The sequence below is a fragment of the Pseudomonas xionganensis genome (assembly GCF_009763245.1).
In the GTDB taxonomy this organism is placed as follows: Bacteria; Pseudomonadota; Gammaproteobacteria; order Pseudomonadales; family Pseudomonadaceae; genus Aquipseudomonas; species Aquipseudomonas xionganensis.
In genome coordinates, this window is sequence record NZ_WKJZ01000001.1 from 2,521,232 (window position 1) to 2,537,590 (window position 16,359).

At 60.9% G+C, this 16,359-nt stretch carries 12 protein-coding genes; 4 read left to right on the forward strand and 8 right to left on the reverse strand.

All coding sequences use genetic code 11. The features are described 5' to 3' along the window. Positions 1–46 precede the first annotated feature (46 nt). Positions 47–2,419 (reverse strand): phosphoenolpyruvate synthase, encoded by a 2,373-nt coding sequence (gene ppsA / locus GJV18_RS11735; RefSeq protein ID WP_160345615.1) that lies wholly within the window; start codon positions 2,417–2,419, stop codon positions 47–49. A 177-nt stretch (positions 2,420–2,596) separates the two neighbouring features. On the opposite strand from ppsA, the gene ppsR reads away from it, so the two are divergent. Beyond that, on the forward strand, positions 2,597–3,415 hold the full coding sequence (gene ppsR, locus GJV18_RS11740) for a posphoenolpyruvate synthetase regulatory kinase/phosphorylase PpsR (protein WP_160345617.1): 819 nt from the start codon (positions 2,597–2,599) through the stop codon (positions 3,413–3,415). Between the two features lie 67 nt (positions 3,416–3,482). Here ppsR and prpF read toward each other — a convergent pair whose 3' ends face one another. The 5 genes from prpF to GJV18_RS11765 all read right to left on the reverse strand — a co-directional run bounded on the left by prpF (position 3,483) and on the right by GJV18_RS11765 (position 10,207). Further along, complete coding sequence (prpF, locus tag GJV18_RS11745) at positions 3,483–4,670, reverse strand: 2-methylaconitate cis-trans isomerase PrpF (protein ID WP_160345619.1); 1,188 nt, start codon at positions 4,668–4,670, stop codon at positions 3,483–3,485. A gap of 107 nt (positions 4,671–4,777) precedes the next feature. Then, the gene (gene acnD, locus GJV18_RS11750; protein ID WP_160346103.1) at positions 4,778–7,387 is read right to left on the reverse strand and encodes a Fe/S-dependent 2-methylisocitrate dehydratase AcnD; all 2,610 of its coding nucleotides are present in this window, start codon (positions 7,385–7,387) and stop codon (positions 4,778–4,780) included. 14 nt (positions 7,388–7,401) lie between these two features. Beyond that, on the reverse strand, positions 7,402–8,556 hold the full coding sequence (gene prpC / locus GJV18_RS11755) for a bifunctional 2-methylcitrate synthase/citrate synthase (RefSeq protein ID WP_160345621.1): 1,155 nt from the start codon (positions 8,554–8,556) through the stop codon (positions 7,402–7,404). Between the two features lie 32 nt (positions 8,557–8,588). Further along, a complete protein-coding gene (prpB, locus tag GJV18_RS11760) occupies positions 8,589–9,473 on the reverse strand; it encodes a methylisocitrate lyase (protein WP_160345623.1) in 885 nt (294 codons plus the stop codon). Beyond that, positions 9,470–10,207 carry a GntR family transcriptional regulator gene (locus tag GJV18_RS11765; RefSeq protein ID WP_160345625.1) on the reverse strand — a complete coding sequence of 246 codons (738 nt, stop codon included), beginning with the start codon at positions 10,205–10,207 and terminating at the stop codon, positions 9,470–9,472. Before GJV18_RS11765 ends, prpB begins: the two co-directional genes overlap by 4 nt. Before the next feature lie 281 nt (positions 10,208–10,488). Between GJV18_RS11765 and rloA the strand changes: the two genes are divergently transcribed. Genes rloA through GJV18_RS11780 form a run of 3 tightly spaced genes read left to right on the forward strand, consistent with a single transcriptional unit; the run spans position 10,489 to position 13,551 of the window. Then, positions 10,489–11,028 (forward strand): retropepsin-like aspartic peptidase RloA, encoded by a 540-nt coding sequence (gene rloA, locus GJV18_RS11770; protein WP_160345627.1) that lies wholly within the window; start codon positions 10,489–10,491, stop codon positions 11,026–11,028. A 5-nt stretch (positions 11,029–11,033) separates the two neighbouring features. Next, a complete protein-coding gene (gene rloB / locus GJV18_RS11775; protein WP_160345629.1) occupies positions 11,034–12,560 on the forward strand; it encodes an osmotic stress tolerance membrane protein RloB in 1,527 nt (508 codons plus the stop codon). Between the two features lie 4 nt (positions 12,561–12,564). After that, positions 12,565–13,551, forward strand: a complete 987-nt coding sequence (locus GJV18_RS11780; protein WP_160345631.1) for an alpha-L-glutamate ligase-like protein — start codon at positions 12,565–12,567, stop codon at positions 13,549–13,551. Positions 13,552–13,607: 56 nt separating this feature from the next. Here GJV18_RS11780 and GJV18_RS11785 read toward each other — a convergent pair whose 3' ends face one another. Next, positions 13,608–14,747, reverse strand: coding sequence for a MalM family protein (locus tag GJV18_RS11785; protein ID WP_160345633.1), 1,140 nt, complete (start codon positions 14,745–14,747; stop codon positions 13,608–13,610). 8 nt (positions 14,748–14,755) lie between these two features. Further along, entirely contained in the window at positions 14,756–16,348 is a 1,593-nt protein-coding gene (locus GJV18_RS11790; protein ID WP_160345635.1) for an outer membrane protein transport protein, read from the reverse strand. Positions 16,349–16,359 lie beyond the last annotated feature (11 nt).

Consider the following 16,359-nt stretch of genomic DNA (forward strand, 5'->3'; position numbering starts at 1 on the left):
AAAGGGCAGGATCACGCCTGCCCTTGGCTCGGAGTAACGCTCGAACTCAGCGCGCCTGACCTTCGGCCAGGAAGAACCAGGTATCGAGTACCGAGTCGGGGTTGAGCGAGACGCTCTCGATGCCCTGCTCCATCAGCCACTTGGCCAGATCCGGGTGATCCGACGGCCCCTGGCCACAGATGCCGATGTACTTGCCGGCCTTGTTGCATGCCTGGATGGCGTTGCTCAGCAGCTTCTTCACCGCCGGATTACGTTCATCGAACAGATGGGCGACGATGCCGGAGTCACGATCCAGGCCCAGGGTCAGCTGGGTCAGGTCGTTGGAGCCGATGGAGAAGCCGTCGAAGAACTCGAGGAACTCCTCGGCCAGCAGCGCGTTGGACGGCAACTCGCACATCATGATGACCTTCAGGCCGTCCTGGCCACGGGCCAGGCCGTTGGCCGCCAGCAGATCGACCACCTGGCTGGCTTCACCCAGGGTACGCACGAAAGGCACCATGATCTCGACGTTGGTCAGGCCCATTTCGTTGCGCACCTTCTTCAGCGCGCGGCATTCCAGCTCGAAGCAGTCGCGGAAGGATTCGCTGATGTAACGCGAGGCGCCGCGGAAGCCCAGCATCGGGTTCTCTTCTTCCGGCTCGTAGAGCTTGCCGCCGATCAGGTTGGCGTATTCGTTGGACTTGAAGTCCGACAGGCGCACGATGACCTTCTTCGGCCAGAAGGCGGCGGCCAGGGTGCTGATGCCCTCGACCAGCTTCTCAACATAGAAGCCGACCGGGTCGTCGTAACCGGCGATGCGCTTCTCCACGCTGTCCTTGATCTCGGGCGGCAGGCCGGCGAAGTTCAGCAGCGCCTTGGGGTGCACGCCGATCATGCGGTTGATGATGAATTCCAGACGGGCCAGGCCCACGCCGGCATTGGGCAGCTGGGCGAAGTCGAAGGCGCGATCCGGGTTGCCGACGTTCATCATGATCTTGAACGGAAGCTCGGGCATGGCGTCCACCGAGTTCTTGCGGATGTCGAAGCCCAGCTCACCCTCGAAGATAAAGCCGGTATCACCCTCGGCGCAGGACACGGTCACGCCCTGACCGTCTTTCAGCACCTGGGTGGCGTTGCCGCAACCGACTACCGCCGGGATACCCAGTTCGCGTGCGATGATCGCCGCGTGACAGGTGCGTCCGCCACGGTTGGTAACGATGGCACTGGCGCGTTTCATGACCGGTTCCCAATCCGGGTCGGTCATATCGGAGACCAGCACGTCACCGGGCTGCACCTTGTCCATCTCGGTCACATCGTGAATCACCCGCACCTTGCCGGCGCCGATGCGCTGGCCAATGGCGCGGCCTTCAACCAGTACGGTGCCCTTTTCTTTGAGCAGGTAGCGTTCCATGACGTTGGCGCTGGAACGGCTCTTCACGGTTTCCGGGCGAGCCTGGACGATATACAGCTTGCCATCGTCGCCATCTTTGGCCCACTCGATGTCCATCGGCCGCCCGTAGTGCTTCTCGATGATCATGGCCTGCTTGGCCAGCTCACTGACCTCGGCATCGGTCAGGCAGAAACGGGCGCGATCGACGCGATCCACATCGACAACCTTGACCGACTTACCGGCCTTGGCTTCATCGCCATAGACCATCTTGATCGCCTTGCTACCCAGGTTGCGGCGCAGGATGGCAGGACGACCGGCTTCCAGAGTGCTCTTGTGCACATAGAATTCGTCGGGGTTGACCGCCCCCTGCACCACGGTTTCACCCAGGCCGTAAGCGCCAGTGATAAACACCACATCGCGGAAACCCGATTCGGTATCGAGTGTGAACATCACCCCGGCGGTACCGGTTTCCGAGCGCACCATGCGCTGCACACCGGCGGACAGGGCGACCAGCTTGTGGTCAAAACCCTGGTGTACACGGTAGGCGATGGCGCGGTCGTTGAACAGCGAAGCGAATACCTCTTTGGCCGCACGGATCACGTTGTCCACACCGCGGATATTGAGGAAGGTTTCCTGCTGACCGGCAAACGAGGCATCCGGCAGATCTTCGGCGGTGGCGGAAGAGCGCACGGCCACGGCCATATTGTCGTTGCCACCGCTCATGGCGACGAAAGCCTCACGGATCTGCTTGTCCAGCTCGGCCGGGAACGTCGCATCCATTACCCACTGACGGATCTGCGCGCCGGTCTTGGCCAGGGCATTGACGTCGTCGACATCCAGGGCATCCAGAGCGTCATGGATCTGCGCATTCAGGCCGCTCAGTTCGAGGAAGTCACGGTAGGCCTGGGCCGTAGTGGCGAAGCCGCCGGGAACCGAAACGCCAGCACCTGCCAGGTTGCTGATCATCTCGCCGAGGGATGCGTTCTTGCCCCCCACATGCTCAACATCGTGATTGCCGAGCTTATCGAGGGAAACTACGTACTCTACCAAGGTGATCTCTCCACTAACGGTGTTGGAAAAACTCAGGAGCTGGATGGTTCGGCGGTACATGCCCGCACGATTGTGGCCTGGCCCTGGAAAATAAGTAACAATGCCAGCCAGTTCGGCCCTGCAAAGGCGGGCCTATGATAGCCAAGAATCCTTCCCAGCTTAAGGCCCATGGTGCAAATGAAACGAACCGCTTTCTTCATCTCCGACGGCACCGGCATCACCGCCGAAACCTTGGGTCAAAGCCTGCTGGCTCAGTTCGAAACCATCGACTTCACCAAACTCACGCGGCCATATATCGACAGCGTGGAAAAAGCCCGCGCCATGGTACAACAAATCAACAAGGCGGCAGAGCAGGACGGTGCCCGCCCGATCATCTTCGACACCATCGTCAACCAGGATATTCGCGAGATCCTGGCCGAGTCCGAAGGCTTTATGATTGATATCTTCTCCACCTTCCTCTCCCCCCTGGAGCAGGAACTGACCAGTCACTCCTCCTACTCGGTGGGCAAGTCCCACTCCATCGGCTCCAGCACCAACTATATGGAGCGTATCGAGGCGGTGAACTTCGCCCTGGACAACGACGACGGCGCGCGCACCCACTACTACGACAAGGCCGACCTGATCCTGGTTGGCGTGTCTCGCTGCGGCAAGACCCCCACCTGCCTGTATATGGCCATGCAGTACGGCATCCGCGCCGCCAACTACCCGCTGACCGAAGACGATATGGAGCGCCTGCAGCTGCCGGCAGCCCTGAAAAAGTACAAGGACAAGCTGTTTGGCCTGACCATCGACCCGGATCGCCTGACCGCCATCCGCCACGAACGCAAACCCAACAGCCGCTACGCCAGCTTCGCCCAGTGTGAGTTCGAAGTCCGCGAGGTGGAAAACCTGTTCCGCCGCGAGAACATCAACTTCATCAACTCCACCCATTTCTCCGTGGAGGAGATTTCCGCCAAGATTCTGGTGGAAAAAGGTGTTGAACGTCGCCTCAAGTAACCTGATCAACTGATTGATCTATAAAGAAAAGGCTCGACAACTTCGAGCCTTTTCCAGTTTCTGAGGGCTAGAAAGAGTCGCCCGGCACCCGTACCCAGCCTTCCATCAGAATCCGCGCGCTGCGCGACATGATGGCCTTGGTCACCGTCCACTGACCGTCGACCAGAGCCGCCTGTGCGCCGACCCGCAGGGTGCCGGATGGATGACCGAAACGCACCGCCTCGCGCGCTCCACCACCGGCCGCCAGGTTAACCAGGGTGCCCGGCACCGCCGCAGCCGTGCCAATGGCCACCGCACAGGTGCCCATCATGGCGTGATGCAGCTTGCCCATGGACAGCGCCCGCACCAACAGGTCCACCTCACCGGCCTCGATCTGCTTGCCGCTGGAGGCCTGGTAGCTCTTGGGCGGCGAGATGAAGGCGATCTTCGGTGTGTGCTGGCGGGTAGCCGCCTCTTCAGGCGTTTTGATCAGACCCATGCGCAGGGCGCCGGCCACGCGAATCTGCTCGAAGCGCGCCAGCTGCGCCGGATCGCCATTGATGGCTTCGCGCAGCTCGGTGCCCTGGTAGCCGATGTCCTCGGCGTTGACGAACACTGTGGGAATACCGGCGCTGATCATGGTGGCCTTGAAAGTCCCGACGCCGGGCACTTCCAGATCGTCGACCAGATTGCCGGTAGGGAACATCGAGCCGCCCTCCTCGCCGTCATCAGACGGATCGAGAAACTCCAGCACGATCTCGGCGGCCGGAAAGGTCACGCCATCCAGTTCGAAGTTGCCGGTTTCCTGCACCTGGCCATTGCTGACCGGCACATGGGCGATGATGGTTTTCTGAATATTGGCCTGCCAGATGCGTACCACGCACACACCGTTGTCCGGAATGCGCGCCGGGTCGACCAGCCCGGCATGGATGGCAAAGGCCCCGGCCGCAGTAGACAGATTGCCGCAGTTGCCACTCCAGTCGACAAATGCCTTGTCGATGGAAACCTGGCCGTAGAGGTAATCCACATCGTGATCCGGCTGGCTGCTTTTCGACAGGATCACGCACTTTGAAGTGCTGGAGGTAGCGCCGCCCATGCCGTCGATATGCGCGCTGTAGGGATCAGGGCTGCCGATCACCCGCATAAACAGTTTATCGCGCGCCGCGCCCGGCATCTGACAGCGTTGCGGCAGGTCCTGCAAACGGAAGAACACGCCCTTGCTGGTGCCGCCACGCATATAGGTGGCGGGAATCTTGATCTGGGGTTGTTGCGCCATGATTGAGTCCTGGCTGGAGTATGAGTGGACTGTAGGGTGGATCACGCTTCACCGATCCACCATGGAACCGGTACGGTGGATGGAAAAACGCCATCCACCCTACAAAATCAGGCCACCGTGCCTTCGAGGAAGTCCTGGGCGAAGCGCTGCAGCACACCGCCGGCCTTGTACACATGCACTTCGGCAGCGGTATCCAGTCGGCAGGTCACCGGCACCTTGACTACTTCACCGTTGCGGCGATTGACCACCAAGGTCAGGTCGCAGCGCGGCGATACTTCGCCTTCGATGTCATAGGTTTCGGTGCCGTCGAGGCCTAGGGTCAGGCGAGTGGTGCCTGGCTTGAACTCCACCGGCAGCACGCCCATGCCCACCAGGTTGGTGCGGTGGATGCGCTCGAAGCCCTCGGCGACGATCACCTCCACACCTGCCAGACGCACGCCCTTGGCCGCCCAGTCCCGCGAGCTGCCCTGACCGTAGTCGGCACCGGCGACGATGATCAGGTTCTGCTTGCGGTTCATGTAGGTTTCGATGGCTTCCCACATGCGCATCACCTGACCTTCCGGCTCGACCCGGGCCAGCGAACCCTTCTTAACCACTCCGTCAACCACGGCCATTTCATTGACCAGCTGCGGGTTGGCGAAGGTGGCGCGCTGCGCGGTCAGGTGGTCGCCCCTGTGAGTCGCATAGGAGTTGAAGTCCTCCTCCGGCAGGCCCATCTTGGCCAGGTACTCACCCGCTGCCGAGCTGGCCAGAATGGCGTTGGACGGCGACAGGTGGTCGGTGGTGATGTTGTCCGGCAGGATTGCCAGCGGTCGCATGCCCTTGAGCGTGCGCTCGCCAGCCAGGGCGCCTTCCCAGTACGGCGGACGGCGGATGTAGGTGGACATCGGGCGCCAGTCGTACAGCGGGCTCTCGGCCTCCTCGATAGTCCCCAGATCGAACATCGGGATATAGACCTGCTTGAACTGCTCCGGCTTGACGCTGGAGGCAACAATGGCGTCGATTTCCTCATCGCTCGGCCACAGATCCTTCAGAGTGATCGGGTTGCCGTTCTGGTCGGTACCCAGCACATCCTGCTCGATATCGAAGCGCACGGTTCCGACGATGGCGTAGGCCACCACCAGCGGCGGCGAAGCCAGGAAGGCCTGCTTGGCGTAGGGGTGGATACGACCGTCGAAGTTGCGGTTGCCCGACAGCACGGCAGTGGCGTACAGGTCACGATCGATAATCTCCTGCTGGATTACCGGATCCAGCGCACCGGACATGCCATTGCAGGTGGTGCAGGCATAGCCGACGATGCCGAAGCCGAGCTGCTCCAGCTCAGGCAGCAGACCGGCCTCTTCCAGGTACAGCTTGGCGACCTTGGAACCCGGGGCAAACGAGGTCTTGACCCAGGGTTTGCGCAGCAGGCCCAGGGCATTGGCCTTTTTCGCCAAGAGGCCTGCGGCCACCACGTTGCGCGGGTTGGAGGTGTTGGTGCAGCTGGTGATGGCGGCGATGATTACCGCACCGTCTGGCATCAGGCCCTGGGCTTCTTCGGCCTTGCCGGCGGCCAGCTTGGCCTCGTCGGCAATACCGCGCTCTTGCAGCGCCGAAGTCGGCAGACGCTTGTGCGGGTTGGACGGGCCTGCCAGGTTGCGCACCACGGTGCTCAGGTCGAATTCGAGCACGCGCTCGTACTCGGCGCTGACCAGCGCATCGGCCCACAGACCGGTGGTCTTGGCGTAGTTTTCCACCAGCGCCACCTGTTCCGGCTCGCGACCGGTCAGCTTGAGGTAGTCGATGGTCTGCTGGTCGATATAGAACATCGAGGCAGTGGCGCCGTATTCCGGGCACATATTGGAGATGGTCGCGCGGTCGCCGATCGACAGGCTGTCCGCGCCCGCGCCGAAGAACTCGACCCAGGCACCCACCACGCGCTCCTTGCGCAGGAACTCGGTGATGGCCAGCACGATATCGGTGGCAGTGATGCCGGACTGGCGCTTGCCAATCAGCTTGACCCCGACGATGTCGGGCAGGCGCATCATCGACGGCAGGCCGAGCATCACGGTTTCCGCTTCCAGACCGCCGACGCCGATGGCGATCACGCCCAGGGCATCGACGTGCGGGGTGTGCGAGTCGGTACCCACGCAGGTATCCGGGAAGGCCACGCCGCCGCGCGCCTGGATCACCGGGCTCATCTTCTCCAGGTTGATCTGGTGCATGATGCCGTTGCCGGCCGGGATCACGTCGACGTTCTTGAACGCGGTCTTGGTCCACTCGATAAAGTGGAAACGGTCCTCGTTGCGACGGTCTTCGATGGCGCGGTTCTTGGCGAAGGCATCCGGATCGAAGCCCGGGGCTTCCACGGCCAGGGAGTGGTCGACGATCAGCTGGGTCGGCACCACCGGGTTGACCTTGGACGGATCCCCGCCCTTCTCGGCGATGGCATCACGCAGGCCGGCCAGATCCACCAGTGCGGTCTGCCCGAGGATGTCGTGGCAGACCACGCGCGCCGGGTACCAGGGGAAGTCCAGCTCTTGCTTGCGTTCAATCAGCTGCTTGAGCGAATCGGTCAAGGCGTCCGGCTCGCAGCGGCGCACCAACTGCTCGGCCAGCACGCGGGAGACGTAGGGCAGCTTGGCGTAGGCACCAGGGGCGATGGCATCCACCGCCTCACGGGTGTCGAAGTAGTCCAGCGCGGTACCGGGCAAGGGCTTGCGGTATTGAGTATTCAGTTGGCTGTTCATGGTTATGGACGGTCCTTGAGCGGCACAAACTTGAGATCTTCCGGCCCGACGTAATTGGCGCTGGGGCGAATGATCTTGCCGTCGATGCGCTGCTCGATCACGTGCGACGCCCAACCCGAGGTGCGCGCGATGACGAACAGCGGGGTGAACATGGCGGTGGGCACGCCCATCATGTGGTAGCTGACGGCGCTGAACCAGTCGAGGTTGGGGAACATCTTCTTGATCTCCCACATCACGCTTTCCAGGCGCTCGGCGATGTCATACATCTTGGTATTCGATTGCTCGGCCGACAGCTCGCGGGCCACGTCCTTGATCACCTTGTTGCGCGGGTCGCTGACGGTATAGACCGGGTGACCGAAACCGATCACCACTTCCTTCTTCTCCACCCGGGCGCGGATATCGGCCTCGGCTTCGTCCGGATTGTCGTAGCGCTTCTGGATTTCGAAGGCCACCTCGTTGGCGCCGCCATGCTTGGGCCCGCGCAGCGCGCCGATGGCACCGGCGATGCAACTGAACATGTCGGAGCCGGTGCCGGCGATCACCCGTGAGGTGAAGGTGGAGGCGTTGAATTCATGCTCGGCGTACAGGTTGAGCGAGGTGTGCATGGCGCGCACCCAGGACTCGCGCGGCTTCTCACCGTGCAGCAAGTGCAGGAAGTGACCGCCGATGGAGTCGTCGTCGGTTTCCACCTCGATGCGCTTGCCGTTGTGGCTGAAGTGGTACCAGTACAGCAGCGCCGAACCGAGCGAGGCCATCAGCTTGTCGGCGATGTCGCGTGCGCCTGGGTGGTTGTGGTCGTCCTTCTCCGGCGATACGCAGCCCAACACCGATACGGCGGTGCGCATCACATCCATCGGGTGGGCGGACGGCGGCAGCTGCTCCAGCGACGCCTTGAGCGCCGCAGGCAAACCACGCAGCGCCTTGAGTTTGGCCTTGTAGGCGGCCAGCTCGGCGACGTTGGGCAGCTTGCCGTGCACCAGCAGGTGGGCGATTTCCTCGAACTCGCAGCGGTTGGCGAAGTCGAGGACGTCATAGCCGCGGTAGTGCAGGTCATTGCCGGTACGACCGACAGTGCACAGCGCGGTGTTGCCGGCGGCGGTGCCGCTCAGGGCGACGGATTTTTTCGGCTTGAAGCCGGTAGTGGTTTCGGCGCTCATCTCTTGTCTCCTCGAATCCGGTTACTTTGTTGTTATTTCTTGGCGGCGAACAGCGCATCAAGCTTCTGCTCGAAGGCGTGGTAGCCGATGCGGTCGTAGAGCTCGGCACGGGTCTGCATCAGTTCGATCACATCCTGCTGATGGCCCTGCTGGCGAATGGCGGTGTAGACAGTTTCCGCTGCCTTGTTCGCCGCACGGAAGGCCGACAGCGGGTAGAGCTGGATGGCCACGCCGACCGAGGCCAGTTCGTCGCGGGTGAACAGCGGCGTGGCGCCGAACTCGGTGATATTGGCCAGTACCGGCACGTTCAGCGCATCGGCGAAGCGCTTGTAAGTGGGCAGGTCATAGGCCGCCTCGGCGAAGATGCCGTCGGCACCGGCCTCGACATAGGCCTGGCAACGCTCGATGGCCGCGTCCACGCCCTCGGCCTGGATCGCATCGGTACGGGCGATAAGGAAGAAGTCCGGGTCGGTCTTGGCGTCGGCGGCGGCGCGCACGCGGTCGACCATTTCCTCGCAGGAGACGATCTCCTTGCCCGGACGATGACCACAGCGCTTGGCACCGACCTGATCCTCGATATGCGCGGCGGCAGCGCCGGCCTTGATCAGGTTCTTGATGGTGCGCTCGATATTGAAGGCGCTGGGGCCGAAACCGGTGTCGATATCCACCAGCAGCGGCAGGTCGCAGACATCGGTGATGCGGCGCACGTCGGTGAGCACGTCATCCAGGGTGTTGATACCCAGATCCGGCAGGCCCAGGGAACCGGCCGCCACGCCGCCACCGGACAGGTAAATCGCACGGAAACCGGCGCGCTTGGCCAGCAGGGCATGGTTGGCGTTGATCGCGCCGATCACCTGCAGGGGATGCTCTTCGGCAAGGGCCTGACGGAAACGCTGACCTGGAGAAAGCTGACTCATGACTCACCTCGGGTGTTGGCTGTCTTGGAAAGTGCGCCCTGCCCCGCGCTGATGGCGAAGTGACGCTCGATATTGCGTTTGGAGGCGCCGATATGGCGGCGCATAAGGAGCTCGGCCAGCTCGCCGTCTCGTTCGGCGATGGCATCGAGAATACGGTGGTGCTCATTGAAGGCCTGACGCGGCCGGCTGGGCGTGGCGGAGAACTGCAGGCGGTACATGCGCACCAGCTGATACAGCTCGCCACAGAGCATGCGCACCAGGGTCTGGTTGCCGCTGCCCTGGATGATGCGGTAATGGAAATCGAAGTCGCCTTCCTGCTGGTAGTAGCCGACGCCGGCCTTGAAGGCCTCGTCCTGCTCATGCAGATCCAGCACCCGGCGCAGCTCATCGATTTCCTGCTGACTCATGCGCTCGGCCGCCAGACGACAGGCCATGCCCTCCAGGGATTCGCGGATCTCGTACAGTTCGATCAGTTCGTCATGGGACAGCGACACCACCCGCGCCCCGACATGGGGAATACGCACCAGCAAGCGCTGACCTTCCAGGCGATGAATCGCCTCACGCAGGGGGCCGCGGCTGATCCCGTAGGTGCGCGCCAGTTCGGGCTCGGAGATCTTGCTGCCGGGCGCTATCTCGCCTTTGACGATAGCGGCCTGGATACGCCGGAAAACGTGCTCGGACAGGGTTTCGCTGTCTACCCCGGCGGCTTCGGCTACAGAGGATTCACCTTGCATAATTGTCGACACCAAGTCTTTATACAGCAGCGAAATTACCCATCGACAAGGTTAATGTCAAACAAACCACAAGGATTGTCGACAATTGCTCATTAGACCTTTGGCCAGCAATGCCCGAGAGCACTTGCAAAATCCTCTATAAGCGCCTGTCACCGTTGAAAAAGCCCATGTTAGAATGCGCCGCCCTGCAGCGCCTCCACGAGCGGACAGTCAAGCAGGTGCATTCAGCCTGTGCAGCTTGCTAATCTGAATGATCTAAGTCGCTGCCCCGATAAGGTCTTATGACGCTCAAACCCACTCTGCTTCTTATGTGCCTGTTGTGCGCACTGCCTGGCCTGAGTTCAGCCACGGAGAAAGCCGTGTATGGCCTGAACGAATATGTCCGCCTGTTCGACCTCGATCTGCAATTGGCAGCTAAACTCGATACAGGTGCCAAGACCGCCTCACTGAGTGCCCGAGATATTCAACGCTTCAAGCGTGATGGCGAGCCCTGGGTGCGCTTTTATCTGGCGGTGGATGATGCTCACAAGCATCCGATTGAACGGCCACTGGCACGCATCAGCAAAATCAAACGACGCGCCGGTGACTATGACCCAGAGGAAAACAAGACCTATACGGCACGCCCCGTGATCGAGATGAATATCTGCATGGGGCGTTCGCTGCAGAATATCGAAGTGAACCTTACCGACCGCAGTGCCTTCCAATACCCGCTTCTGATTGGCTCGGAGGCCCTGAAACGTTTTACTGCACTGGTCGACCCCAGTCTTAAATATGCAGCCGGACAACCGGCCTGCACCCCCGACGCAACCCCTGATGAGTAACGCCCATGCGCTCTCTTAATCTGCATCTGAAAATTTTGATCGTTCTTCTGGTGAGCCTGGGCGTGCTGATCACCGGCTACCAGATTTTCATCCTCGGCATTCCGGTGACCGAAGATGAAACTGACGACCTGTGGAATATCGACGCCAAGGTCGAGTTCCTGGCGACTCCCCGCGAGCCGGTAAAGCTGCAGATGTTTGTGCCGCCGCTGAATCAGGACTACGTCAGCCTCAATGAGAGCTTTATCTCCAACAACTATGGGGTGAGCGTCAACCGTACCGACGGCAACCGCAAGGTGACCTGGTCGTCGCGTCGCGCCAACGGCAAACAGACCCTGTACTACCGCCTGGTATTGACCAAGCGTTACAGCGACGAGCAGACCAAGGCCCGCGGTCCCATCTTCCGCGAGCGAATTCCTCTGGAAGGCCCCGAGAAAATCGCTGCCGACGCCCTGCTGGCGCCGATTCGTCAGCACTCGGCGGACGTCGAAACCTTTATCAGCGAGACCATCAAGCGGGTCAACAACCGCAATGATGACAACGTCAAGCTGCTGCTGGGCGGCGACAACTCGCCGGTCAACAAGGCGCGGGTCATCGAATTGCTGCTGTCCATTGCCCATGTCCCCATGGAGCGCCTGCACACCATTCGCCTGATCGCCGAAACCCAGCAGAGCCCGGAGCTGTGGCTGCGCAGTTTCAATGGCGAACAATGGCTGTATTTCCATCCCGAATCCGGCCAGCAGGGGCTGCCGGCTGATCGCCTTGTCTGGTGGACCGGCGACGAGCCGCTGGTCAATCTGGAAGGCGGTCGTCAGGCTCAGGTCAGCTTCAGCCTGAACAACAGCGAAATGAATGCCATTCGCCTGGCCAAGCTGACCGACGAGAACACCGACGCCGACTTCCTCGAGTACTCGCTGTACGGCCTGCCGCTGTCCACCCAGCAGACCTTCCAGGTGATGATCGTCATCCCCATCGGCGTACTGGTGATCCTGATCCTGCGCAATCTCGGCGGCCTGCAGACACTCGGTACCTTTACTCCGGTGCTGATCGCCCTGGCCTTCCGTGAAACCCAGCTGGGCTTCGGCATCTTCCTGTTTACCGTGATCACCGCCCTGGGGCTGTCACTGCGCTCCTATCTGGAGCACCTCAAATTACAGATGCTGCCGCGCCTGTCGGTTGTGCTGACCTTTGTCGTGGTACTGATTGCCGCCATCAGCCTGTTCAGCCACAAGCTGGGCCTGGAGCGCGGCCTGTCGGTCGCCCTGTTCCCCATGGTGATTCTGACCATGACCATCGAGCGCCTGTCCATCACCTGGGAAGAGCGCGGTGGCACCCATGCCTTCAAGGTCGCCCTGGGCACCCTGTTCGCCGCCACCCTCGCCCATCTGCTGATGAGCGTACCGGAGCTGGTGTACTTTATTTTCACCTTCCCGGCCGTGCTGATGATTCTGGTGGGCTTTATGCTGGCGATGGGTCGCTACCGCGGCTACCGCCTGACCGAGCTGTTCCGCTTCAAAGCCTTCCTCAAGGACTAAGACCATGTTCGGCCTGATCAAGACGTGGAAGGCCCTTGAAGCCAAGGGCATCATGGGCATCAACCGGCGCAATGCGGACTATGTGCTGAAGTACAACAAACGGCACCTCTACCCCATTGTGGATGACAAGATCATCACCAAGCAGCGTGCCATCGAAGCTGGCATCCATGTGCCGGAAATGTATGGGGTGATTTCCACCGAGAAGGAAATCGACAAGCTCGACTCGATCATCGGCGGGCGCACCGACTTCGTCGTCAAACCCGCCCAGGGTGCGGGTGGCGATGGCATTCTGGTGATCGCCGACCGTTTCGAGGAACGCTACAAGACAGTTTCCGGCAAGATCATCAGTCACGAGGAGATCGAGCAACAGATCTCCAGCATCCTCTCCGGGCTCTATTCCCTGGGCGGCCATCGTGATCGGGCGCTGATCGAATACCGGGTGATTCCCGACCCGATCTTCAAAAGCATCAGCTACGAAGGTGTGCCGGATATTCGCATCATCGTATTGATGGGCTATCCGGTCATGGCCATGCTGCGCCTGCCGACGCGCCAATCCGGCGGCAAGGCCAACCTGCACCAGGGGGCCATCGGCGTTGGCGTCGACCTGGCCACCGGGGTGACTCTGCGGGGTACCTGGCTGAACAACAAGATCAGCAAGCACCCGGATACCGCCAACGCGGTGGATGGCGTGCAACTGCCCAACTGGGACGGCTTTATGAAGCTGGCGGCAGGTTGCTACGAGCTGTGCGGGCTGGGCTATATCGGTGTGGACATGGTTCTGGATCAGGAAAAAGGTCCACTGATTCTGGAACTCAATGCCCGCCCCGGTCTGAACATTCAGATTGCCAATGACTGTGGCCTGACCAAGCGCACCCATGCCGTGGAAGCGCATCTGGCCGAGCTCAAGAAAAAAGGCATTCAGGAAAGTCCGGAAGAACGGATGCGCTTTGCCCAGCAGTGCTTTGGCCATGTACCCATTGCGCAGCTCTGAGTAGCACCCTATCCATGAAAAGGCCCGGCTCGCCGGGCTTTTTTATACCTGTCAGTTCAACGCACGATGGCCAGCTCGAAGGCGCCTTCTTCGACATGGGCATGGGCCTGCATGCCCGCGTCATTGACGTCGAGATCCTGCAGGGGACGCTTGAAGGGTTTATTGTCCAAGGTCTGGCGCTTGCGATCATCCTCTGTGGTCAGCAGCAGGACATAACGCTCCCCCGGCCTGACCTTGACCGTGCCCTCGATAAAGGCATAGCGGTGCCAGGTCTCCGGATGCAGCTTGTATACCGCCTCACTGACCAGGCGAGTAGGCTGCTTGCTTTCATCGAGAAACAGCAAGGAAGGATAAACCAGCTGTTTGTTGGCAAAGCTGCGTACCCGCAACCCATACTCCATTCGCGAGGCTGGCAGGCGCAGAGCCGCGTAGTAACTGCTGCCCATGGGGAAATCCAGGCGCGGGGAGAAGCGGTTGAGTTCCTCATAACGCGGCTCTTCACGGCTCAGCTGGCTAAAGCTGTCCTCGCTCAACTGTCCGCAACACCGACTCAGCAGGGCTTGGTAAGGTGCGTCATCATCTGCCTGGCTTCCCGCCAGCAGCGCCTGCATGGCCGGGGTTGGCTGACCATCGAGCCCCGGCAGCAATACCGGCTTGCCATTGAAGGCAATCTCCCGCCCTTCGCTATAACTGCCCTGGGTCGCTGGCGTAGACACCCCAGTATTACGGGCCTGGAGCAGGTATGAATTGCGAGTGCGGCCCTGATCGTCGACCCAGGTGTAGTAGCGGCCATCCCCCTCACCGCGCTCGAACGCCCGCCCCTCCAGAACATCGGAACTGATGTAGTCGCTGGTCGACTCGCCACTGGCCAGCACACCATCACGGGGATCGGGCTGCAACTGGCTGCCGGCATGGAACGTGTTGTACAGGTTGCCGCTGGCATCGACCCAGGTGAAATAGCGCCGCTTGCTCTCGCTGGCACTGTCCTGACGCGGCCAGCTGGCGCCCGGCCCCAGGCGTGCCTGATCACTCTGCTCAATACGCTGCTCTGCCTGTTGCCGGTGATGCTTGAAGTCCTGATCGACAAAACTGTTATGCACCCGCCCCTGATCATCCACCCAGGTCAGATAACGCCCGGCTGCATGCAACTCGGCAACAGGCAGCAACAGGCAGCAAAGGGGCAGCAATACTCGCATCGGGCAGCCTAGAAAGTCGTGCGATAGGTCAGCGCCAGTACATAGGCCTTTACGCTGGTGGAAATATCCAGGTCAGCGTAGGGGTTGTAGACCATGCTGTCGATACTGGAGCAGTTGACGTTGCAACTGGAGCGCGCCGGAATGTCCTGCTTGCTCACCAGGTAGTTGAAGCCGACATCAATCACGGTGTCCTTGTCCCACTGATATCCCAGCCCCAGACCGTAGAGTTCGGCATCGCCCAGAGGCGCCAGCACATCGGCCTTGTTCGCCGGGATCGCCGAGGGGCGCGGCTCATAGCCCATGCGCAGGCTCAGGCGGTCGTTGACCTGATATTCCACCCCCACCGCCCAGCTCCATACCGACTCGTAGCCACGATCGAGAATGATGCTGGTCGACGTGGCATTCTGCGGCGAGAACAGCTTGGCGATGGTCAGCACATCCAGCTGCCGATCGAACTCCAGCTCGAACTGGTCCCAGACCTTGTAGTCGGTCCACTTCACATCCAGATTGATCTGCCAGCGCGAATGGGGCTTGACCTTGAAACCGGCGGCAAAATGCGCCGGGTAGGTCATGTTCATCGACACATTGCCCACTTCCTTGTCGAATACCCCATCCGGGGTCAGGCTGCTGAATACAGACCCGATAAAGGACGCATCCAGTCCCTGCCAGAAACCCTGCCAGTCTTTCGAGTAGTCCACCACATAGCGCCCTTTCAGGCGCATCTTGGCTTCACTCTGGTACACGGCGCCCAAGGCGAACCAGTCATTGGGCTCCCAGAGAAACCCCACATTCCAGGTTGGCGACAGGGTCTGCTGCATATCGATATCGATATTGGCAATATCGGTAAAGGGCCCCAGTTCACCGCCACAGATATTCAGAAAGATCTCGAAGGGGTTGCCATCTACGATGCACAACGCATCCTGGGCCACGCCAACAAAGCCGGTAAGAATCCCCGGGGCGCGAAAATCCTGGTTCAAGGCCATGGCCTGATGAGAGAAACCTACGGACAGTCCCACCGATAGTTCATCGTTGACCTGATAGGCCAGTGACGGCGAGAAATAGGTCAGACGCTGCATCACCAATTCCTTGCCCTGATAACGTGCCGGATCATCATCCTCACGGGCAAAGCCAAGTGCCTGGGGCGTATACATATTGGTGGCGAAGGTCAGCTTGGAACCCGGCGGGTTGATCGACAACCCCGCCAGGGGGGCGAACAATACGGGCAGTTCGGTGGCGCCACCCAGCCCCGGCAGGTACATCATGGCGGCACTGGCCTTGCTGCTGGAGTTGGCCACACTATCGCCCTTGAGCCCCATAAAGTTGCTGCCGTAATCCGCCGGTGCATCGAAGTCGGCACGAATATCCATGATCCCGGTGATGAACTTGACTGTGGTCTGCCGCCCCTTGAGCTTGGTCAATGCCGCAGGGTTGTAGTGCACCGAGTCCATGCCGGTGAAGTCAGCGGTCACCGCATTGCCCAGGGCCATGGCCTTGGGATTGCCGATGGTCAGGTTCTGCGCCAGTTGCGCCTGGGCACTGCTCGTGGCGAGCAGCAGCACTAATGCCACCGCCAGAGCCAGCGGCGAGATTGAAATGTTCATTCGCTCATCAC